This is a genomic window from Nocardia sp. NPDC023733, from assembly GCF_040639775.1.
Lineage (GTDB): Bacteria > Actinomycetota > Actinomycetes > Mycobacteriales > Mycobacteriaceae > Nocardia > Nocardia rosealba.
In genome coordinates this window covers 1,550,538-1,570,534 of record NZ_JBFAAN010000001.1, presented here as the reverse complement: position 1 = coordinate 1,570,534, position 19,997 = coordinate 1,550,538, and the positions used below count along the sequence as shown (strand labels likewise).

Genomic DNA, 19,997 nt, shown 5'->3' with positions numbered 1-19,997 from the left:
TGTGTTGTTGGCGGCTGGGCCCGCGGGTTCAGCTGTTCAGCAGGAAGTGTTCCAGCACCCGGGTGCCGAATTCCAGGGACTGCACCGGCACCCGTTCGTCGACGCCGTGGAACAGGGCGGTGAAGTCGAGGTCCGGCGGCAGCTGCAGTGGCGCGAAACCGAAGCAGCGAATTCCCAAGCGGGCGAATGCTTTCGCGTCGGTGCCGCCGGAGAGCATGTAGGGCACGGTTCGCCCGTTGGGGTCGTTGGCCAGCACCGCGTCGTTCATGGCGTCGACGAGGTGCCCGTCGAAGGTGGTTTCGTAGGAGTCGAGTTTGGTGATCCACTCGCGTTCCACGTCGGGACCGATCAGTTCGTCGACCTCGCGTTCGAACGCGGCCTGACGCCCCGGCACCACCCGGCAGTCGACCACGGCCTCGGCGGTCTGCGGGATCACGTTGGCCTTGTAGCCGGCCGAGAGCATGGTCGGGTTGGCGGTGTCGCGCAGCGTGGCACCGATGATGCGGGAGATGGTGCCGAGCTTGGCGAGTTGACCTTCGATGTCGGGACTGTTCGGGTCGAACTGCAGGCCGGTTTCCTCGGTGACGGCGGCCAGGAATTCGGCCACCGAGTCCGAGAGCACCACGGGGAAGGTGTGTTTCCCGAGCCGGGCCACCGCGTCGGCCAGGATGGTGACCGCGTTGTCCTCGTGCAGGAACGACCCGTGGCCGGCACGGGCCTTGGCCCGCAACCGCATCCAGCCCAGGCCCTTCTCGGCGGTCTCCACCAGGTACAGCCTGCGTTCGGTACCGTCCGGGCGCGGGACGGTCAGCGAGAACCCGCCGACCTCACCCACGGCTTCGGTGACGCCTTCGAACAGGTCGGGCCGGTTGTCGACCAGCCACTGCGAGCCCCATTTGCCGCCGTTCTCCTCGTCGGCGAGGAACGCGAATACCAGGTCTCGCGGCGGCACGGTGCCCTCGGCCTTGAACTGGCGCGCCAGCGCCAGGGTCATCCCGACCATGTCCTTCATGTCGATCGCGCCGCGCCCCCACACGTATCCGTCCTGCACGGCCCCCGAGAACGGGTGCACGCTCCAGTCGGCCGCTTCGGCGGGAACCACGTCGAGATGGCCGTGGATCATCAGCGCACCCCGGCTCGGGTCCGCCCCGCGCAGGCGGGCGAACACATTGCCGCGCCCCGGCGCTCCCGATTCGACGTACTCGGTCTCGTATCCCACCTCCTGCAGTTGCGCAGCGACCCACTCGGCACACTCTCGTTCGCCCTTGGTGGTCGCGAGCTCACCGGTATTGGAGGTGTCGAACCGGATCAGCGTACTGACCAGCCCCACCACCTCGTCTTCCGCGCGAGACCGTCGATCGACTCCAGAACTTTCGCCAGATGCCACCACGCCCCTTTCCTACCACTGTTGGCCGTCTCGACGCGCCCCGCGTAGGCATCACCCCCATGTTTAGATGCTGACTTAATTAGATCTGTGTTTAAATAAGGGGTGCACGCTTTGGACATCCTCGGGGATCCGGTTCGCCGCCGGATTCTGGAACTGCTCGCCGCCGGTGAATGCGGTGCGGGCGCGATCAGTGACGCTGTGCGACAGGAATACCCGATCTCCCACCCCGCCGTGTCACATCACCTGCGGGTACTGCGGGAGAACGGGTTCGCGACCGTTCGCGCGGAAGGTACGCGGCGCCTCTACGCGGTCGACAGCGCCGGTATGCGTCAGGCCGACGAATGGCTCGACCGGTTCCGCCACCTGTGGCAGACCCGGCTCGACGCCCTGGACACCGAGATCGCCCGCGGCAAACGCGAGCGGCGCAGCTGAAGGAGACAGCAATGCTCGACCTCATCGATCAGATAAATCGCACCATGACGGACCTCGGGCCGTCGAAACAGGTGCGGCTCGCACGGACCTACGACACGACCGCCGAGGACCTGTGGAACGCGTGCACCGACCCGCAGCGGCTGTCACGGTGGTTCGAGCCGGTCGGTGGTGAGCTGCGGGAGGGTGGCCGCTACCGGCTCGACGGCAGCGGGACGACCGGCACCGTCGAAGAGTGCGTCGCGCCGACACGGCTGCGCGTCACCTGGGAGTACGGCGACGACACGAGCGTGGTCGAGGTGACGATCACCGGCACCGAGGGTGGGGCGACCCTCGAGCTCACCCACACCGTGCCGGACAACGAACACTGGCGAACCTACGGCCCCGGTGCCACCGGCGTCGGCTGGGAAACCTCGTTCCTGGCAGTGGGTTTGTACCTGTCCGGTGACGGCAGGGCGACCCCGGCGGAGCTGGAAAAGCTGCTGTCCACACCGGAAGGCGCCGAGTACATCCGGCGCGCCGCGAGCGCCTGGGGCGACGCGCACGCCACCGCCGGGACCGATCCGGCGACTGCCCGCACGGTCGCCGACCGCGTGGCCGGCTTCTACACCGGCGCCGAGTAGCGACGAGCGGAGGCAAGGCCGTCAGGAGCCTCGCACAGTCGCGGCCAACGCCTCGTCTGCGAGCGCTTTCGCCGCTTCTCGCGGTGCGTGGTGGGCGAGGGCGGTGACGAGATCGCGGATTCCGTGCCGCATGCCCGGTGTGAGGCGGGCGTGGCGTGCCACGTCGAGCTCGTTGGCGATGGTGAGGACGGCGAAGGCGTGCAGGTCGGCCCCGGTGATCGTGAGCGATCCGCCGGTGAAGCGGTCGGTGACCCGCAGTGACGGTTTCCCGAGGTCACGGTAGGTCGGTGTGCGCGCGCAGGCGCCGTAGAGGTAGACCAATTCCTCGGCAGGACAACCGATCACCTCGGCCAATCGGTGTCGCCGCGTGGTCGGTAGGAGTGCGGTGGCGAATCCGTCCGTGCCGTAGGTGGCGTGGCAGATCGCGGCGAGCCGGGTGCGTCGTGGGGCGTTCCACTCGGCGGTGATGGTGTGCACGCGCCGCAGGTGATCGAGCAGGTTCCCGCCCGGGTGTTCGACGCGTTCGGCGCCGAGTGCTCGCTGGAATTCGAATGCCTCGTGCACGGTGTCCTCGTCGAGACAGGTATCGGCGTGCACCGCGATGAGATCCGCTAGTTCTTCCGGCGCGTCGCGGGCAACCAAGTGCCCTGCCTCGGCGATCACGGCGGTGGTGACGCGCCGGTTCGCCCGGCGCAGACGGTGCACATCGTCGTCGGCGAGGAAGGAGCGGCCGCCGCGCACGAGCAGGATCGGCAGGTCAACTGTGCCGATGGTGGTGAGCAATGCTGGTCCGGATCCGAGGATGTCGTCGGTGAGGTCCTCGAGGCTTGCACTGAAGCCCTGGTCGCGCAACCAGGTTCGTGTCGGCTCCGGGTCGGGATCGGGAACGACGTCCACGAGGATCAGCCCGGCGACCCTGGACCGGACGGCAGGTTCGGCCAGCGCCGCCATGGCTGCGAAGCCGCCGAGGGAGGCTCCGGCGACCACCACGGGTCCGGGCTCACGGCCGATCAGCGCGGCCACGTCGTCGGCGAGCGGCCGAAGCGTGGTGACCTGCCCGGAACTGTCGCCGTGGCCGCGCAGGTCGACCGCAACGGTGCGGTAGCCGCGTGCCCCGAGCCGGGCCGCGATCGGCGACCAGACGCCGCGGCGCTCTCCCCCGGCGTGCAGCAGCAGGACCGTGGGTCCGTGGCCGCTGATCGTGGCGCGCAGTGTGGCGTCGCCGAGGACGATATCGGTGTGGATCATCGCAGGCCCCAAACCTTGACGTGTCCAGGTAACGGTATGCCGTGCCACCTTGGCCGGTCAAGGTAGTGTGACGAGGTGAGCATGCCGAGAGTGCGAAGGCGCCCCGAGGAGGCGCGTCAGGCGATCCTCGACGCCGCAGCGACGCTCCTGACCGAGGGCGGACCCTCGGCCGTGCAGGTCCGTGCGGTCGCCGCCCGCGTCGGTATGACCGACGCCGGCGTCACCCATCACTTCCGCAACCGGCAGACCCTGCTCACCGAGCTCCTGCGGCACGGCGGCCGCCGGCTCCGGGCGGGCCTCGCCAACATCGTCGCGACCTGGCTGGACGACAACGCCGACCTGCCCGCACTCATCACCGCACTCCACGACTTCTACCGCGGCGGCTACGCCGATCTGGCCGTCGCCCTGCACGCCGCGGGTTGGCGTGACCGGGGCAGCGGCATGCTCGACCCCGTCGTCGAGGCCCTGCACCGCGCCCGCCCACCAGGCAGTTCCCTCGACGACACCCGCCTCGCCGTCGCGGCTCTGCATCAGGCCGTGGCGCTGGATGTCCGCTACGGCAACGCTTTCCGGCGCAGCGCCGGGCTCACCGACGCCGCCGCGACCTTCGACGCGCACGCACAGTGGTGGGCACGCCATCTCGAAACCACCCTCGGCCTGTCCGCGCCCGGCCGGGTTCAGGGTTCGAGCACGTAACGACCGCGCGCCCCACCTTCGGCCATGGCTCGGTGGGCGTCGGCGGCCCGGTCCAGCGGCAGGACCGCGTGGGCCCGCGTGGGCAATCGTCCTGCTGCGGCAAGGGCGAGCAGCTGGCTCAGGCGTGATGCGTCCGATCGCACCATCAAGACGTTCACGGTGATCCCCCGTTCCACCGCGGGCACGATATTGGGCCGGACCCCGACGAATATCCCACCGTCACGGACCGGTTTCAGGCCCCACGTCTGCTGCGGGGTGGCGTCGACGACCGCGTCCCACCCGGGTTCGACCGCGGTGACGAAGTCGGCGCCGAGTCCGCGCACGAACTGTTCGTCGGCCGCTCTGGCCAGACCGGTGACCCGCCACCCCCGGTCGGGTGCGAGCGCGGCGACACCGGCCCCGACGGCACCGGCGGCGCCGATCACCAGCAGCCGGTCGCCATCGGCGGGTGCGTCGCCGAGCATGTCGACGATCTGTGCGGCGCTCAGACCACTGAGCGGCACCGTGGCCGCCGGGACCAGGTCCAGCCCGTCCGGCACGACCGCGAGGTCGGTGGCGGGCACGACGAGTTGTTCGGCGTAGGTGCCGAAGTCGCGGTCGAAGCCGAGCACGACACCGGCGACTCGGGTCCCGACGGCCAGGTCGACGCCGGGTCCGGTGGCCAGGACGGTGCCGGCGAAGTCCCAGCCCAGTCCGGTGTGCTCGGGTTGGTCGATCATCCCGAGATCATGGAAGAAGCCGCTGACGACACCGAGGTCGGTGGGGTTGACGGGTGCGGCCGCGACGGCCACCCGCACCTCACCCGGTCCGGGCTCGACGACGGGGACGTCGATGATCTCGATCGAGTCGGGTCCTGTGGGTGTGCGTACGACGGCGGCCCGGAAAGTGTCGGCTGTGTTCATGATTCGCTCCTCCATCAGTGCTGATGGGTTCCAGCCTGCTCACGCGACTTGGAGGGGAGTTGGAGCCGAATTGGACGTCGTCGTGCCCTGCTCGGTCAGCTGCGGATCGCCGCGGCGGCGCGCGCCCTGGCTGCGGTGGACCAGTGCGGGGCGTTCCACAGGTCGGCGATGTCGGCCGCCTGAGCGAAATGCGCGGCCGCCTCCTCGCCACGACCGAGGAACACGGCGAGTTCGCCCAGTACGTGCGCGACCGGGCGCACGGCGAGCGACACACTCTCCGCGCCCGCGGGAGGACCGTCGCGGTGCGGCAGCAGGTCCGTGTAGACCCGCTCGGCACCGTCGCGGTCGTTCACGGCGATCAGGGCCAGCGCCCGTAGGCTCGTCAGGAAGGTGAAGAAGAAATCGGCCCGGATCGGGGCCGGTGGTGTGGATTCCACTTCGTTGCCACGACCCGCCGCGTGCAGGGCCAGTGTCAGCAGGTCGGCGACCATCGGGCCGAGCGCGGCGTGGAAGGCGCGGACCTCGTCCAGGTGGGCGCCGAGGGTACCGTCGTTGATCCAGATCGCCGCGCGTGCGATGCGCAGGAACCCGGCCGCGTGCACCGACCCGGCGCGTTCCATGCGCTGGGTGGCTGTGATGTAGCGGCGTTCGGCGTCGGCGAACCGTCCCTCGATCAGTACCAGTGTCGCGAGGGCGATCTCGGCTGCGCCGACCGCTTCGGGCATCCGGTAGGCGCGGGCCAGGTCGCGCGCCTGTTCGCTGACGCGACGCATGGTCGTCGGATCGTTGGCGGCCGCGGCACCGGCGGCCAGGTTGAGCAGGGCGGTGATGCGGTACACGGGCAGGTCGTGCTCGGTGCCGATCGCCAGGAGTTCCCGCGAGTACTCCTGGCGGCCCGAGGCGCGCGCCAGGATCAGCAGGGCGGCGGCGCGCAGACCCGGGGAGGTCGCCGACTCGAGTGCTTCCAGAGCCGCGGGCATAACTGTCGGATCGTCTTCGCCGACCAGTTCGTGGGTGTAGGCGATGAGCAGATGGGCGCGCACCTCGCGGTCGAGGTCGGTGCGGGTGAGCAACCGGGCGAGCCGTTCGACGATCGGGCGGTCGACCGTGCCGTACATCCGGGACTGCCACGGTGTCGGTTCGGTCCAGGCGGTGAACGCGGCGATCATCAGATCCTCACGTCCCAGCGACTCGGCGAACTCCACGGCCTCCTCGCGGGTGCGTCTGGCCCCCGCGATGGACCCGGCCCTGACCTGTGCTCGCAGCAGTCTGCCGAGCAGATCCACCCGTTCGTCCGGTTCACGGGCAGCGGCGACGGCATCGGTGAGGAGTACGACCGCCACATCGTGGGCGTAGCGCGCCTCGGCCAGTTCCGCGGCTTGCACGCAGTACCCGACGGCTTTCGGTGACCCGGCCCGCGCCCAGTGGTGTGCCAGGGCGGCGATGTCGCCGGAGCCTTCGAGGGCCGCGGCGATCCGCGCATGCATCCTCGTTGTGCGTGCCCGGCTGACACCGGTGATCAGAGTGTCTCTGACCAGGGCGTGCACGAACCGGACACGACCGGGCCCCGGTTCGTCGAGCAGCCCGGCGATGACGCCCGCGTCCACGGCGTCGAGCACGCTGTCCTCGTCGGTGTCGGCGGCGCGCACGAGCACGTCGACCGCGCATTCCCGCCCGGCCACCGCCGCCAATCGCAGCACGGACACACCGCTGTCGGGCAACCGTGCGAGCCGTCGCCGCAGCACGTCGCGGACACCCTCGGGAACCTCGGAGAGCGCGACCAGTGCGCCTTCGCCGTTGAGCAGGCGCGCGGTCTCGCGCACGTAGAAGGGGTTGCCGCCGGTTCTTTCGGCGATTCCGGCCACGGTCGAGTCGTCGGTGTCGCATTCGGTACGCACGAGTTCGGCGACGGCGTCGCGGTCGAGTCCGGGCAGATCGAGGCGCAGCGGGGCGGTGCGGGCCAGGGTGGCGAGTGTTTCGGTGAGGCGCTCGCTTTCGTCCGAACGGTAGGCGGCCACGATCAGAATCGGGGCCTTGGTGTCGATGCCGCCGGTGAGCAGTTCCAGGGTGGCCGCGTCTGCCCAGTGCAGGTCGTCCAAGACGACGGCGACCGGGCGGTCGGTGGCGGCCGCGGCGAGCCGGGCCCACACGGCTCGGCGGAGCCGGAATCGTCCGGCTGCCGCGTCGCCGTGTGCGGGCGCGGAGTCGCCCAGCAGTGGAGCCAGATCGTCGGAGAACGGTTGTGGCGCAGTGCTTTCGGCGATCGATCGCAGCACTTCGACCCAGGCCCAGGCCGGTGGTGCGCTGTCGACGTCAGGGCAGCGCCCGACGGCTACGAGCCAGCCGTCGCGGGTGAGTGTCGTGGCGAGGTGCTCGAGCAGGGTCGACTTGCCCTGTCCCGCTTCGCCGGTGATCAGGGCGGTTCTCGCGCCGTTGGTGATCGCTTGCTCGGCGGCTCTGGTCAGGGCTGCGAGTTCGTGGTCGCGTCCGACAAACGGGGTAGGCGACCGGCCGTTGTCGACTGCCGTTGCCGCTGAGTGTGATCCGACGCTCCCGGAGTAGTTCTTCCCCGGGTCGACCGCACCTGGTCCGGCCGCGCCGGGGCGGACTTCGCCGGAGTCAACCGCGCCGGGGCCGACTTTGCCCACCTCTACCTCACGGCCGCCGCCCGCAGGATCTTCGCGCGCATTCCGGCTCCTGGGCAACGCTGTCCGCTGCGAGGGCGCCACCGGAACCGCCGCTCGCAGGAAGTCCGTGCGCTGAGCCAGGATCGCCTCTTCCAGTTCCACCAGGTCGGGGCCCGGATCGAGGCCGAGTTCGTCGGCGAACAGCGTGCGGGCACGCCGCAGCGCGGTCAGCGCATCGGCCTGACGCCCACTGCTCCACAGCGCGAGCGCGTGCAGCCGCCATCCTTCCTCGCGCAAGGGTTCGTCGCGGGTGAGGGTCTCGGTGTCGGGAACGACCGTCGCGGCCCGGCCCAGGCGCAGACCTGCCCCGATGTGCAGTTCGCGCGCGACCAGGCGCAACTCGTGCAGCCGTGCTGTTTCGGCGGCCACCCACGGCTCGTCGGCGACCTCGGCGAACGCGGGACCGCGCCACAGCGCCAATGCCTCGTCCAGCCGGGCGCGCGTGTCCTCGGGATCGGTGAGTGTGCGGGCTTGTTCGAGTAGCTCCTCGAACCGCCAGGCGTCCACCGCATGACCGGGTAGTCGCAGCGCGTAACCGGGTGCGGCGCTCACCAGCAGACGTGCCGGTGCCCGTGGTGGCCGGTCCGGTTCCAGCAGACGGCGCAGGTTCGACACGTACGCCTGCAACGACGCCAACGCCCGCGACGGTGCTTCCCCACGCCAGAGGTCTTCGACCAGGCGGTCCACCGGCACTACCTGCCCGCGCGCGGCCACCAGCAGCGCGAGCACACCGCGTTGACGCGGCCCACCGAGGGGAAGCGGTTCGCCGCCGACCTCGGCCGCGAACGAGCCCAACACCCGGATCAAGACCATGACCAGCCACATCGTACGCGCGCAGGCCCGCACGGTTTCAAGTCGGCTCCAACTGCCTTCCAAACCTCGGCGAGCAGTCTCGTTCACATCGAAACCCGTTGAAAGGCAGGACAGTATGAGCATCACTACCCAGGGCATGCGGATCGGCACAGTGGGACGAAAGGTGGTCACGAGGTATCGGGTCACCACCGTGATGGCCGTGATCTGCGCGGCGGCGCCGTTGTATTTCGGGCTGAGTTTCCTGCTCGCTCCCGAGAGTTCACCCGCCGGTTTCGGTATCGCGCCGTGGCCCACCGGCAATGCCGACGGCTATTTCGTCGTCAAGGGCGTGCGCGACATCTCCACTGCCGCGGTGGCGTTCCTCGTGCTCGCCCTCGGCCACCGTCGCGTCCTCGGCTGGATCGTGCTGATCAATGCGGTGATCCCGTTCGGCGACGCACTGGCCGTGGTGACACACGGCGGAACGGTGACGACAGCACTGACCGTGCATATTTCGGCCATGATGTTCGTCGTGCTGACGGCTGCACTGCTGCTCACGGAACGCCCCGGGCGCGCCTAGCCGAAACCGGAGCAGGTCGGTGTGGTCGTCTCGATCACACCGACCTGCCGGCTGTCCTGCGCACACCGAACCGCGCAAGCAACGCCCGCGCCGCGAGACCGAAGATGGTCCTGCCCGCATCGGCGGGCGCATCTTTGCTCGGCGCGCACCAGACTTGAAAGGTCTTAGGACTCATCGGAATCGAAATGTGCTCGTGCGTGATCACCCATCGGCCCTCCACCCGCCGAAGGCAGACGGTCTCGCGCACCCAGATCGACAATTCGATGCCACCCTTGTGCTTCCCGGAATCCAGATGGAGCATGTTGGCGAAGGCCACGTCCCCGTCGACGGCGATCGTCAGCTCATGCGTTTCCAGATCGATCGGCCCGTCGTACCCGTCGAACCACCGCAGAAAGTTCGCCCGCACCTCCTCGGTTCCCGTAAACCGCAGCGGCGCGACAGCATCGTAGTAGACGATGTCCTCCGCGTAGAACGACATCGCCGCGTCGATATCCTTCGATTCGTGCGCCCGGGTACGACTTTCCAAGAACTCCCTGATCTCGCTCTCACCTGACATCCCGCGTCTCCTTCCGCAACCTTCGGACCTTTTCGGTAGTCCGACGAGACAGCGACAACGAATGTGAGGTCCCCGCCGAGCGCACCCCGGAGTTCGGAAAGTCTCGTTGCACGTGTTTGGCTGGCGTGGTGAGCGCGCGGATTGTTCGGATCGGGGTCGGGGTGGTTGCCGGGGTGGCGACGCTGGCCGGAATCGCCGGTGTGGCGTTGCATTTTTCGCGGTGGGATGTGGAACCGCTTGTGTTGGCGGCGTCGGCGGCACCGTATCTGATGTGCGGTGCGGTGGTGGGGGCCGCTGGTTTCGTGGGCATCAAGCAGTGGGTGGCTGCCGGGGTGGCGGGGATCGTGGTCGCCGCCGGTCTGGCGACCCAGGCACCGCTGTACTTCGCCGATGGTGGTGGCGAGGGGCCGGCGATCATGGCGATGCAGGCCAACCTGCTGTTCGACGGTGCCGATCCGGTGGTGCTCGTGAACGAGGTGCGAGCACGGGACATCGCCGTGCTCACCGTCAACGAGCTCACCCGCCCTGCGGTCGAAGATCTCGGTCGCGCAGGTCTGGATGCTCTGCTCCCGTACCGCTACCTGGCCCCCGGCCAGACCGCGAGCGGGACCGGGATCTGGAGCCGATACCCGTTGTCCGACACCGTCGAATACGACGGGTACGTCCTCAACCAGATCTCTGCCACCGCCACCGTTCCCGAGGTCGGTCCGGTCTCGGTATATGCCTTCCACCCGGTGCCCCCGATCTACGACACGCACGTCTGGGCCGATGAACTGTCCCGCCTTCGGCAGGTACTGGACGGTGCGCCCGCCGATCGTCCGGTGCTCGTCGGCGGCGATTTCAATGCCACCCACGACCATGCCCGGTTCCGCGCTATGGCCTCGGGTCGCTACGCCGACGCGGGCGCCCAGGCGGGCGCGGGCCATCTGGTCACCTATCCGACGGACAAATCGATACCCCCGTTGGTCGGCATCGACCATTTCCTGCTCGCCGACGCACACGCAACGAAGGTGGAAACCGTCGATCTGCCCGGCGCCGACCATCGGGCCCTGGTGGCGCGCATCGTTTTTCCGTTGCGGTAAGAACTACGACTCGGCCCGAGCCAGCACCGCCTCGACCCGTGCCCGCATCGCATTCCCGGCCGCCAGCAGCGGTTCGGCCGAGCGCAATGTCCGCCCGAGCACGAACGCCCCTTCCAACGCGGACAGAACCGCCAGCACAAGATCGCGCGCCTCGTCCTCGACCAGTCCACGACGCACGAAGTATGTGGCACCCTGGGCGATCCAGTCGGTGATGACCTCGGCCACCACCTGGCGCAGTTCCGGTTCGGAGTCGGCGATCTCGCCCGCCACGGTGCCGACGGGACACATGTTGATCCACCCGGATTCCTCGAGCGTGCGGGCGGCGTCGGCGAACGCGGACGACATCGCGTCCACGAGATCCTCATGCGGGTCCATCAGCAGCGGCAGCAACTGGATGTAGGCGGCACCGGAATCGCGCAGCGCCACAGCGGCGATCTGCGGTTTTCCCTGCGGGAAGTGGTGGTAGAGCGAGCCCATCGGCACGTCGGCGGCGGCGGTGATCTGCTTGACCGTGATCGCGCTGTACCCGTGCGTGCGCATCAGTTCGGCGACGGCGGTGACCAGGCGTTCGCGGGTAGGCGTTGACATCTTCTCCCTCACGACTCCAGACTAGAGCAAACGCACTAGAGTGTTCGCTCTAACTGGAGGTTCTCATGCCGTCCGTCGAACTGCCCGCCGGCCGCGTCCACTACACAGAGCGTGGGGAGGGACCGCCGGTCGTGCTGTTGCACGGCCTCCTGATGAACCACCGGGTCTGGGATTCGGTCATCGATCTGCTGCCCGCCGGGTTCCGCTATGTGCTGCCGGATCTACCGTTGGGTGCGCACCCAGAGCCGTTGCGACCGGGCACCGACCTGAGCATGCGCGGACTCAATCAGCTGATCGCGGACTTCCTCGCCGCTCTGGACCTGCACGACGTCACCCTGGTGCACTCGGACTGGGGTGGTGGACTGTTCTTGACCGCCTACGGTCTCGACGAGCGGGTGGGTCGGCTGATCGTCTTCCCCAGCGAGGCGTTCGACAATTTCCCGCCCGGCTTGCCCGGCAAATCCGCGACCCTCGCCTCCTACCTGCCCGGCGGTATCACCCTTGCCCTGCGTCAGTTGCGCGTGCGCTGGTTGCGCGAGACTCCACCGCTGTTCGGCTGGATGGCGAAATTCCCGCTGTCCGACGAGCTCGTACGCGCCTGGACCGATCCCGGGCTGCGCGATGCCGGTATCCGCCGCGACCTGCTCGCCTACACCCGTTCCGGTTTCGACAAGGCCGAACTGATCGCCGCGACCGAAGCACTGCGGCACTTCCGGGGTGAGGCATTGATCCTGTGGTCGTCGGCGGGCAAGGTGATGCCCCGCGAGCACGGCCGCCGCCTCGCCGACCTGATCCCCCGCGCTCGCCTGGTCGAGATCGACGACGCCTATGTGTTGTCGATGCTCGACCAGCCGAACGCGGTCGCCGCCGCAGTCACCGAGTTCCTCACCAGCACGGCGGTTCGCCCGACGGAAAGGTGAATCAGCCGACCTCGAGGGTGGTGTTCACCGGTGTGGCTCCGGTGGTCGAGTCGAGCACGGGGCAGTGTGCGTCGACGGCTTCCTGTAGTTCGGCGTAGCGCTGCGGTGTCTCGGGGCCGTTGATCCGCACGGCGACCCGCACCGCCTGGAACCCCGCACGTACCGTGTCGTCGATGCCGAAGAACCCGCGCACATCCAGGTCGCCTTCGGCGGTGATCTCGAGGTCGTCGATGCTGATCCCGAGTCGCTCGGCCCAGAATCGGTAGGTCACCACCTGGCAGGAAACGAGTGCCGCCAGATACACCTCCACCGGATTGGCGGCGGTGTCGGCGCCGCCGAGCGCGGGCGGTTCGTCGACGCGCACGGTGTGGGTGCGTGCGGTGACCACGCTGCCCACCGTGCCCTCGGGCGTCGCCGCCGCACGGAACACCACGTGCGCGTTGGCCGTATCGAGGGCCACCGCTTTCGCTGTCGCTTCGGAAATGCTGTTCAGGGCCGCGAGGTGACTGGTCATGCCCGCACGCTATCGACGCGGATATCCGCGGCCAACCGATGAGTTCCGCGTGATTTCAACCCCTGCTCAACGGGCGACGCCCAGCGACAATGCGGCGAAGGCCTTCGGGGCGCCGGGTTGGTAGAAGCGGTCGAGTTCCACTATTTCGAATCCGGCGCCGGCGATCAGCGCGGGGATGTCGCGCGCCAGATGGCATCCACCGGCGATCCGCTGCTGGATCGGGTCGAGCCGGTGCTGCCACACCCGAACCGACTCGTCCGGCGCCAACCCGTGCTCGACGAAATGCAAGGTGCCACCAGGCTCGAGCACCCGCCGGATCTCGGCGAGCGCCGCCGCGACGTCGGGAATCGTGCACAGCGTGAACGTCGACAACGCGGTGTCGAAACTGTCGTCCCCGAACGGCAGCGCCTGCCCGTCCAGGCCCGCCCGTTCGATCGGAACCGGGCTGGCCGCAACCCTTTTCGCCGCGATCTTCCACCCCACATCAGCAGGCTCCACCCCACTGACCCGCGCCACCGTCTCGGGATAGAACCCCACATTGTTCCCCGAACCGAACCCCACCTCCACCACATTCCCCCGCAACCCGGAGCACACCCGCTGTCGCAGCGAGTCGTTCACCCGCGCCCCACATACCTTGTCGGTGAGATGTGGAAGAACCCGATCGGTGTAGAAGCCCATCCCCCGATCATCCTCGCCGACCAGCCGCCGGGAAAGACCCTGGTACTGCGTCAGCGCGAAGCTCAGGCCGAGTCGGTTCAGGCGAGGCGGCGGTCGAAGACCTGGGTGCCCGAGCCGGTGGCCGGGTCGACGGTGACGACGCGGGCGCGCATCGAGTCCGGGTACAGGTCCAAGACCATGAAGCCCAGTTCATGATGGGTTTGGTAGAGGGCGTTGTGGCGGCCGGTCGGTTCGCCGGGCTGGCCGGTGGAGGTTTTGGCCGAGGCGCCGGAGATGATCTGGCGGGTGCCTTTGGTGGCGGGGGTGGGTTCCAGGATCTGCATGGTGTGGTCGTGGCCGGACAGCAGCAGCGAGACCTTGCCCAGGACGTGGTCTTCGAAGAAGCGTTTGGCGTGGACGCCGTTGAGCGGTTCGATCGGCAGGCCCTCGTAATTGCCGGCGTCGCCGTGGGGGCCGTTGCTCAGGTAGGGGTGGTGGGTGCAGGCGATCTTCCACTGCGCGGTCGACTCGGCCAGTGCGCGGTCGAGCCAGGCCCGCTGTTCGTTCATGTAGGGGCCGCCGACCGACCAGTACGGGTCGAACACCGGCGGAATGTAGGCAGCCAGCGGGTTCACGTCGAGAACGAAGAACTCCACGACGGGGTTTTCCTCGGGCACGCGCAGCGAGTAGTAGCGGCTGGGCATCCACCAGCGCGGCGAATTCGCGTGATAGGCCACCTCGTGGTTGCCGCGCGGCAACCAACCGCCGTCGCCGGGAAACACCGAGCTGGTGTCGTGATTGCCGAGCACCATCGCCCAGGGGAAGTCCAGGCCGGTGTTGGGGTCTTCGAATTTCGTGGCGAACTGGATGTCGTCGGGCCCGTTCGGGCCGGAGTCGTAGATATTGTCGCCGAGCCCGACAGCCAGCGAAAACGGTTCGCGCGCATGGAATTCCCGCGCCGCGTCGGCCACCGCCCACTGCGTGCGCGTCCCGGTCCCGGCATCACCGGTGACCAGCACCCGCACACCGTGCCCTGCCGTGGGCGCGAATTTCGCCACCTCGGCGGGCACCGCACCGGCCGGGGTGAGCCCGACCAACGTCAGACCCGCGACGACACCGGCCGCGCCCGCGAGAACCTCGCGCCGACCGACACCGTTCGACCGCACGTTGAGCTGCTCGTCCATGCTCACCTTTCCGAGTTCACCCGCCGACCGCTCGATCGAAGCACAACACCCCGGCCGCTACCGCACCGCACCCAGCGCGTTTCGATGAACAATAGAACAACATGGACGATCGCCCAGTTAGCGTCGTGGAATTTGCCTCTAACAGCGGGTCGCGCCATCTCTCGCTCGACGACACATCAGCATCTGACCGGCCCCGACCTGGAATTCGTAGTCGACGTCGACCACCCGGCAGTCGACACCGTCGTCGGCCAGTTCGGAAATCAACGCACGCAGTCGTGGATACGGGGTGCACGAACCGATCGGGACAAGCGGGAACACCCTGAGCTCGGTACCGATCCGCAGCAGTTCGACGATCGCTCGACGATGGAATTCGGGATCGAGATCGTCGGCGTAGCAGAAGAGAAGGTGCGAACTCAGCACGAGGTCGACACTGTTGTCCGCGAACGGCAGGTGCGGCAACCATCCCGGAACGTAGCGTTGCGGATACGAACTGCTGTGGGCGGCGAACTGCCGGGCCGACTCGGAGCGTGCCCGGCGATGCGCGTCGGGATCGGCGAAGAACTCCCACCGATAGTCCTGCGCGTGTGCGCGAACGAAGTCGTTGCCGCGTTCGGCCTCGGCAACAGCGGTCGCCGCCACCTTCGCCAATCCGTCACCGAAATAGGCGACATCGCATGCGGTCACGTCCCCACCCCGAGCACACACCTCGGCGGTGAAACCCGCAGCACCACCGGGACAATCGAGAATCCGGCGCCGCAAGTCCTCCTCACTGAGCGCGAACATCGCCCGATACTCGTCCAGCGAACGAGAACTGACCAGAATCTCCCCGAACCCACCGGCTCCTGAACCTGAAGTGCTGTCGCTCATCTGTCGACCTCTCTATCCAGGACCGCCGCCCGGACCCGCCCAGATGTCGTCACGACAAGCACCCGACCGCCCGCGAGGCGGCCATGCAACAACAACGCCGTCCGCTACTGGACCGACCACCAATGCTGCTGCACACACATCATCACAGCCCGAGTACACCAGCCGCTCCCCTCCGCGCGCAACCACATTCGGCGCACCGCCCGATCACTCACCGGCAAGCGGGCTGCTCATTCTGCGAGCTGCCCGCCGGCAGGAGGAGGAGTGTGCCGCAGGGCCTCGTCATTGCTGATCCGGGTGGGCTGGCATCGCGCGGCTTCTGTTTCACTCGAGGTCGGCGATCGTCTTTCACATGGTTCGAGGCGGACGGGATCGCATTACCCGATCGGGTTGTGCCCCAGCAGGACTCGTCCCGTGAAGCGGGTTTGTTTGGGCCTGGGCAGGGGGTGGAATTGGCAGCCGAGGACGTCGCGGTAGAGGCGTTCGAGGTCGCAGGTGCGGGAGTAGCCGGCGCCGCCGGTGGTTTCGATGGCCAGGCGCACGGTGGCGATGAGGGCTTCGGCGGTGACTGTTTTGCGGCTGAGGGCTCGGGCGGCGTAGGCGTCGGTGTTGGGGAAGGTGAGGTCGGCGGCGTCGGTGAACATGGCGGTGACGAGGTCGTCGGCGGTGGTGTGGGCGTTGAGCATCTCGCCCGCTGTTTGCAGGGTGTGGTCGTCGGCGCGCCCGCGCAGCAGGTGGGCGGTGAGGGCGACCGCCGCGTCGGCGATGCCGAGGTAGGCGGCCAGGATCAGGGGAAGAGCGGCGCCCAGCACGACATTCAGCACGGTGGGCCACGCACCGGCGGGCCGGATCAGCGACACGGCCGCCTCGGGTACGAATACGTCGTCGAGCACCACGGTGTGCGATCCGCTGGCCCGCAAACCCAGTGTGTCCCAGGTCTTCTCGATCCGAACACCGGCTGCCGACATGGGGATCGCACAGTGCAGCACCTGGTTCCCTTCGAGGCGGACGCTGGTGACGAGCACGTCACCCACCTCGCATCCGCTCGCGGGCGCTTTGCGCGCACTCACCCGGTATCCGCCGTCCACCGGCACGGCCATTCCGTTGGAATCCACCCAGTCCGAGGCGCCGGTGCTGACGAGAATCGCCCCACCGACAACCTTCGCGAACACCCCGGAGGCGTCGATACCGTGCTTGTGCCGCCACACCTGCGCGGCGACCAGATGCGAATGCATCGCGAACGCCACCGCCGTCGACGGATCGTGGGCGCCGAGCTCACGCAGCACCGCCCCCATTTCGTCATGCGTAGCCCCACCGCCCCCGAATTCGGCCGGAACGAGCGCGGCCGAGAGCCCGGAGGAGCGCAGCAGGTCGAAGGCGGCGACGGAGATCTCGCCGGTGCGGTCGCGCTCGGCGACCTCGGTGCGCAGTGTTTCACCGATCGTGCGGGCCAGGGCGACCCGGTCGGTTGTGGAAGTAATCGTGGAAGTCATGTTTCGAAAGGTAGGGACGGGCGCGATAACCGGATAGTCCAGAAAGTGGACTCCCCCGGTCCAGTATCTGGACCCTGTCGGCGAGGTGATGATGACGAGCACAACCCCCAGCTACGCCCAGTACTGCCCCATTTCGCGTGCCCTCGACGTGCTCGGTGAACGTTGGTCGCTGCTCATCGCCCGCGACCTGTTCCTGGGCACCACCCGATTCAACGATCTGGCCCGCGGCTTGCCCGGCCTGTCGCGCAGCCTGCTGGCCAAACGGCTGCGCCAGTTCGAACGCGCGGGTCTGGTCGACAAGCTCGGCACCGAGTACGTGCTCACCGAGGCGGGTCGCGACCTGGAACCGATCCTGTTCGGCCTCGGCGAGTGGGGTGCGCGCTGGACCTTCGGCGAACCACGCCACGACGAGCGCGACGCGGCCCTGCTCGTGTGGTGGATGCACAACCGTCTCGACACCACGCAGCTGCCGGGTCGCCGTCAGGTGCTCGCGGTCCGGTTCACCGACGATCCGCGCCGGTTCTGGATCGTGGTCGAGGGCAGTGCGGCGTCGGTGTGCGAGACGGATCCGGGGTATCCGGTCGATGTCACGATCAGCGCCGACGTGGCGGGTTTGTACGAGGTGTGGCTCGGTCGGTTGCCGCTGGCACACGCCCAGCGCACCGGACGGGTGCGGTTCATCGGCCCGCTCGCGGTAACTCGCCGGATGCCCGATGTACTGCGATTGAGCCCGGTCGCCGGGTACGTGCGCGCGACCGCCCAGCAGGCCCGAGCCTCCTGAAACCGGACTTATTACGCAAAACCGAACAAAACGTGTCTGTTATCACTCCGTGGCCCATCGTGTTGGCAACGGCCGTGACCACAACGTTATTGTTCGAGTCATGGTACGTACCGGAGCAGAGCAGACAGAACCGGACGAACCGAATGTTCCTCTCCCCCAGCAGCATCCGGCACGTCTCGAACTAGTCGGCGATACCGACACCCCCGAACCCGCGGCATCGGCGGACGACGGGTTCCCTCGCCTCGGCGACACCAGCTTCCTCACCGGCGCGGCCAAGCACCGCCTCGCCGCGTTCATCCACACCAAGCTCGCCGAACTCGAGGAACTGCCCTGACCCGGATTAAGCTGGGCGCGCCGTAGATCAGCGGCGACCACGCGGGCGAGGAGGGCTGCGGTGAGCGAGGCGGTCGTGCTACCCGAACGGGTCCGGACCGAACTACGCCGCGGGGTCCGTAGCGTCCTGATCGACACCGCCGCACTGCGGCTCGTCGGTGAACGTTTCGACGACGACCAAGCGGGCGCGCTGCGCCGCTATCTCGAGGCGTCGCAGTCGGCCAACACGCTGCGCGCGTACCGCACCGACTGGATCGCGTGGGCGGGCTGGTGCGCGGGCGAACACCGCCAGGCGCTGCCCGCCGACCCCCTGGACGTGGCGGTGTATCTGGCCGCGGCCGCCGACGCCCGCCGCGACAACGGCACGTGGGCGTTCAGCCCCGCCACCCTCGACCGCAAATCCGCCGCTATCGCGGCCGTGCACGCGGCCAACGGGTTGCCGTCCCCGACCAGGTCCGACGTCGTGCGCCTCACCCTGCGTGGCATCCGGCGCACCCGCCGCACCCCACCGACCCGCAAACGCCCGGTCCTGCTGCACACCCTCGAACAGCTCCTCGCCGAACTCCCGCCCCCCGGCTGGCCGACCGAACCAGCTCGCCGCCGCGACGCCCTCGCCCTGCTGGTCGGTTTCGCCGGTGCGCTGCGACGCAGCGAACTGGCCGCCCTGCGCATCGGCGATGTCCAGGTACGCACCGATCACCACACCGGTGAACCACTGCTGATCGTGCACCTGCCGACCACCAAAACCGACCCGACCGGCGCGAGCGAACAGCGTGTCGCCCTGCCACGCGGCAAACACCCGCACACCTGCCCCGTCTGCGCCTTCGCCGACTGGGTTCAGCTCCTCGAAATCCATTCCGGCACAGCTGATCTCCGCGCCTGGGTCACCGCGAACCCGATCACCGACACCACCATCCACCGTTGTCACGGTTTCACCGGCACCGCCCTGAGCGCCGAACCCCACCGCCCCCTGTTCCCCACCGTCAACCGGCACGGCACCATCGCCCCCACCGCCCTGTCCGGCCGCGCCGTCGCCGAACTGGTCAAACGCTACGCCGCCCGCGCCGGCCTCGACCCCGCCCTGTTCTCCGGCCACTCCCTGCGCGCCGGTTTCGCCACCCAAGCCGCCCTCGGCGGCGCCAGCGACCGCGAAATCATGCGCCAGGGCCGCTGGTCCAACCCCCGCACCGTCCACGGCTACATCCGCACCGCCAACCCCCTCGAAGACAACGCCGTCACCAAACTCGGCCTCTGACACGCTGACCGACGCGCACCGGGTGCCTCGCGGAGCCGCTCACCCGAACGGCCGTACCTTCGTCATCGGGCTGCGGTCGCACCTGAGGAGAGTATGGCCATGAGATCTTCCGGGATGGGCATCGGCGTGAACGGGCCGACATCGGATCGACCGTTGTTGCCCAGTGGCGCCCGACCGGTCGCGGATGCGATGCCGCCGAACGCGAGTCGAAGTACCTGGCCGACGACTTCGCGGCGGTCGCGGGATCGGATCGCGAGCCGGAGCATCTCCCAGTGGGCGCGAGTGTGCGGCCACGCCCACTCCTGCGACAGGATATGGGCCCGCTCGAGGGCGTGCCACATCTCGTCGATATCAGTGGTCAGGCGAGCGCGGTTCAGTTCGGCTTCGAACGCGGATCGGACGCCGGCAGGCATGCGGGACATGGGG

The 19,997-nt window shown here is 68.5% G+C and carries 21 protein-coding genes; 9 read left to right on the top strand and 12 right to left on the bottom strand.

The window, feature by feature from the left end; translation table 11 throughout:
* Positions 1-28: 28 nt before the first annotated feature.
* Positions 29-1,390: a M20/M25/M40 family metallo-hydrolase gene (locus AB0F86_RS07250; RefSeq protein WP_356982682.1), complete on the bottom strand. Its 1,362-nt coding sequence runs from the start codon at positions 1,388-1,390 to the stop codon at positions 29-31.
* Positions 1,391-1,489: 99 nt separating this feature from the next.
* Here AB0F86_RS07250 and AB0F86_RS07245 point away from each other — a divergent pair, with 99 nt between their 5' ends.
* Together AB0F86_RS07245 and AB0F86_RS07240 are read left to right on the top strand one after the other, a co-directional pair.
* Positions 1,490-1,819, top strand: coding sequence for a metalloregulator ArsR/SmtB family transcription factor (locus tag AB0F86_RS07245; protein WP_181695986.1), 330 nt, complete (start codon positions 1,490-1,492; stop codon positions 1,817-1,819).
* 11 nt (positions 1,820-1,830) lie between these two features.
* Positions 1,831-2,439, top strand: coding sequence for an SRPBCC family protein (locus tag AB0F86_RS07240; protein ID WP_356982681.1), 609 nt, complete (start codon positions 1,831-1,833; stop codon positions 2,437-2,439).
* 21 nt (positions 2,440-2,460) lie between these two features.
* Here the strand turns inward: AB0F86_RS07240 and AB0F86_RS07235 are convergent, their stop codons facing one another.
* Positions 2,461-3,687: an alpha/beta fold hydrolase gene (locus AB0F86_RS07235; protein ID WP_356982680.1), complete on the bottom strand. Its 1,227-nt coding sequence runs from the start codon at positions 3,685-3,687 to the stop codon at positions 2,461-2,463.
* Between the two features lie 81 nt (positions 3,688-3,768).
* On the opposite strand from AB0F86_RS07235, the gene AB0F86_RS07230 reads away from it, so the two are divergent.
* Positions 3,769-4,383 (top strand): helix-turn-helix domain-containing protein, encoded by a 615-nt coding sequence (locus AB0F86_RS07230; RefSeq protein WP_356983750.1) that lies wholly within the window; start codon positions 3,769-3,771, stop codon positions 4,381-4,383.
* Here AB0F86_RS07230 and AB0F86_RS07225 read toward each other — a convergent pair.
* Complete coding sequence (locus AB0F86_RS07225) at positions 4,365-5,285, bottom strand: zinc-binding dehydrogenase (protein WP_356982678.1); 921 nt, start codon at positions 5,283-5,285, stop codon at positions 4,365-4,367. The genes AB0F86_RS07230 and AB0F86_RS07225 overlap by 19 nt on opposite strands.
* A gap of 95 nt (positions 5,286-5,380) precedes the next feature.
* On the bottom strand, positions 5,381-8,785 hold the full coding sequence (locus AB0F86_RS07220) for a BTAD domain-containing putative transcriptional regulator (RefSeq protein ID WP_356982676.1): 3,405 nt from the start codon (positions 8,783-8,785) through the stop codon (positions 5,381-5,383).
* 115 nt (positions 8,786-8,900) lie between these two features.
* Between AB0F86_RS07220 and AB0F86_RS07215 the strand changes: the two genes are divergently transcribed.
* Positions 8,901-9,344: a DUF4267 domain-containing protein gene (locus AB0F86_RS07215; protein ID WP_356982674.1), complete on the top strand. Its 444-nt coding sequence runs from the start codon at positions 8,901-8,903 to the stop codon at positions 9,342-9,344.
* Positions 9,345-9,378: 34 nt separating this feature from the next.
* Here the strand turns inward: AB0F86_RS07215 and AB0F86_RS07210 are convergent, their stop codons facing one another.
* Complete coding sequence (locus AB0F86_RS07210) at positions 9,379-9,900, bottom strand: nuclear transport factor 2 family protein (RefSeq protein WP_356982672.1); 522 nt, start codon at positions 9,898-9,900, stop codon at positions 9,379-9,381.
* 128 nt (positions 9,901-10,028) lie between these two features.
* Between AB0F86_RS07210 and AB0F86_RS07205 the strand changes: the two genes are divergently transcribed.
* Positions 10,029-10,982, top strand: coding sequence for an endonuclease/exonuclease/phosphatase family protein (locus AB0F86_RS07205; protein ID WP_356982670.1), 954 nt, complete (start codon positions 10,029-10,031; stop codon positions 10,980-10,982).
* A gap of 3 nt (positions 10,983-10,985) precedes the next feature.
* Here the strand turns inward: AB0F86_RS07205 and AB0F86_RS07200 are convergent, their stop codons facing one another.
* Entirely contained in the window at positions 10,986-11,570 is a 585-nt protein-coding gene (locus AB0F86_RS07200; RefSeq protein ID WP_357171638.1) for a TetR/AcrR family transcriptional regulator, read from the bottom strand.
* A gap of 65 nt (positions 11,571-11,635) precedes the next feature.
* Between AB0F86_RS07200 and AB0F86_RS07195 the strand changes: the two genes are divergently transcribed.
* A complete protein-coding gene (locus AB0F86_RS07195; protein WP_356982666.1) occupies positions 11,636-12,490 on the top strand; it encodes an alpha/beta hydrolase in 855 nt (284 codons plus the stop codon).
* 1 nt (position 12,491) lies between these two features.
* Here the strand turns inward: AB0F86_RS07195 and AB0F86_RS07190 are convergent, their stop codons facing one another.
* From AB0F86_RS07190 to AB0F86_RS07170, 5 genes are all read right to left on the bottom strand, one after another.
* Entirely contained in the window at positions 12,492-13,004 is a 513-nt protein-coding gene (locus AB0F86_RS07190) for an OsmC family protein (RefSeq protein WP_356982665.1), read from the bottom strand.
* Between the two features lie 66 nt (positions 13,005-13,070).
* Positions 13,071-13,682: a class I SAM-dependent methyltransferase gene (locus AB0F86_RS07185; RefSeq protein ID WP_356982663.1), complete on the bottom strand. Its 612-nt coding sequence runs from the start codon at positions 13,680-13,682 to the stop codon at positions 13,071-13,073.
* Positions 13,683-13,759: 77 nt separating this feature from the next.
* Positions 13,760-14,845: a metallophosphoesterase gene (locus tag AB0F86_RS07180; RefSeq protein ID WP_356982661.1), complete on the bottom strand. Its 1,086-nt coding sequence runs from the start codon at positions 14,843-14,845 to the stop codon at positions 13,760-13,762.
* 138 nt (positions 14,846-14,983) lie between these two features.
* Positions 14,984-15,628 carry a methyltransferase domain-containing protein gene (locus AB0F86_RS07175; protein WP_356982659.1) on the bottom strand — a complete coding sequence of 215 codons (645 nt, stop codon included), beginning with the start codon at positions 15,626-15,628 and terminating at the stop codon, positions 14,984-14,986.
* A gap of 458 nt (positions 15,629-16,086) precedes the next feature.
* Positions 16,087-17,202, bottom strand: coding sequence for an acyl-CoA dehydrogenase family protein (locus AB0F86_RS07170; RefSeq protein ID WP_356982657.1), 1,116 nt, complete (start codon positions 17,200-17,202; stop codon positions 16,087-16,089).
* 91 nt (positions 17,203-17,293) lie between these two features.
* Here AB0F86_RS07170 and AB0F86_RS07165 point away from each other — a divergent pair, with 91 nt between their 5' ends.
* From AB0F86_RS07165 to AB0F86_RS07155, 3 genes are all read left to right on the top strand, one after another.
* Entirely contained in the window at positions 17,294-17,983 is a 690-nt protein-coding gene (locus tag AB0F86_RS07165; RefSeq protein WP_356982656.1) for a winged helix-turn-helix transcriptional regulator, read from the top strand.
* 100 nt (positions 17,984-18,083) lie between these two features.
* Positions 18,084-18,317, top strand: a complete 234-nt coding sequence (locus tag AB0F86_RS07160) for a hypothetical protein (RefSeq protein ID WP_067638311.1) — start codon at positions 18,084-18,086, stop codon at positions 18,315-18,317.
* A gap of 60 nt (positions 18,318-18,377) precedes the next feature.
* Positions 18,378-19,571 (top strand): site-specific integrase, encoded by a 1,194-nt coding sequence (locus AB0F86_RS07155; protein ID WP_356982655.1) that lies wholly within the window; start codon positions 18,378-18,380, stop codon positions 19,569-19,571.
* Between the two features lie 62 nt (positions 19,572-19,633).
* Here AB0F86_RS07155 and AB0F86_RS07150 read toward each other — a convergent pair whose 3' ends face one another.
* Positions 19,634-19,984 carry a DUF3703 domain-containing protein gene (locus AB0F86_RS07150; RefSeq protein WP_356982653.1) on the bottom strand — a complete coding sequence of 117 codons (351 nt, stop codon included), beginning with the start codon at positions 19,982-19,984 and terminating at the stop codon, positions 19,634-19,636.
* Positions 19,985-19,997: the final 13 nt, after the last annotated feature.

Excerpts from the sequence above, each read along its gene's own strand:
- AB0F86_RS07240 (WP_356982681.1), top strand. The coding sequence starts at position 1,831 with ATGCTCGACCTCATCGATCAGATAAATCGCACCATGACGGACCTCGGG.
- AB0F86_RS07235 (WP_356982680.1), bottom strand. The coding sequence starts at position 3,687 with ATGATCCACACCGATATCGTCCTCGGCGACGCCACACTGCGCGCCACG.
- AB0F86_RS07230 (WP_356983750.1), top strand. The coding sequence starts at position 3,769 with ATGCCGAGAGTGCGAAGGCGCCCCGAGGAGGCGCGTCAGGCGATCCTC.
- AB0F86_RS07225 (WP_356982678.1), bottom strand. The coding sequence starts at position 5,285 with ATGAACACAGCCGACACTTTCCGGGCCGCCGTCGTACGCACACCCACA.
- AB0F86_RS07220 (WP_356982676.1), bottom strand. The coding sequence starts at position 8,785 with ATGGTCTTGATCCGGGTGTTGGGCTCGTTCGCGGCCGAGGTCGGCGGC.
- AB0F86_RS07215 (WP_356982674.1), top strand. The coding sequence starts at position 8,901 with ATGAGCATCACTACCCAGGGCATGCGGATCGGCACAGTGGGACGAAAG.
- AB0F86_RS07210 (WP_356982672.1), bottom strand. The coding sequence starts at position 9,900 with ATGTCAGGTGAGAGCGAGATCAGGGAGTTCTTGGAAAGTCGTACCCGG.
- AB0F86_RS07200 (WP_357171638.1), bottom strand. The coding sequence starts at position 11,570 with ATGTCAACGCCTACCCGCGAACGCCTGGTCACCGCCGTCGCCGAACTG.
- AB0F86_RS07195 (WP_356982666.1), top strand. The coding sequence starts at position 11,636 with ATGCCGTCCGTCGAACTGCCCGCCGGCCGCGTCCACTACACAGAGCGT.
- AB0F86_RS07190 (WP_356982665.1), bottom strand. The coding sequence starts at position 13,004 with ATGACCAGTCACCTCGCGGCCCTGAACAGCATTTCCGAAGCGACAGCG.
- AB0F86_RS07185 (WP_356982663.1), bottom strand. The coding sequence starts at position 13,682 with ATGGGCTTCTACACCGATCGGGTTCTTCCACATCTCACCGACAAGGTA.
- AB0F86_RS07180 (WP_356982661.1), bottom strand. The coding sequence starts at position 14,845 with ATGGACGAGCAGCTCAACGTGCGGTCGAACGGTGTCGGTCGGCGCGAG.
- AB0F86_RS07175 (WP_356982659.1), bottom strand. The coding sequence starts at position 15,628 with ATGTTCGCGCTCAGTGAGGAGGACTTGCGGCGCCGGATTCTCGATTGT.
- AB0F86_RS07170 (WP_356982657.1), bottom strand. The coding sequence starts at position 17,202 with ATGACTTCCACGATTACTTCCACAACCGACCGGGTCGCCCTGGCCCGC.
- AB0F86_RS07165 (WP_356982656.1), top strand. The coding sequence starts at position 17,294 with ATGACGAGCACAACCCCCAGCTACGCCCAGTACTGCCCCATTTCGCGT.
- AB0F86_RS07160 (WP_067638311.1), top strand. The coding sequence starts at position 18,084 with ATGGTACGTACCGGAGCAGAGCAGACAGAACCGGACGAACCGAATGTT.
- AB0F86_RS07150 (WP_356982653.1), bottom strand. The coding sequence starts at position 19,984 with ATGCCTGCCGGCGTCCGATCCGCGTTCGAAGCCGAACTGAACCGCGCT.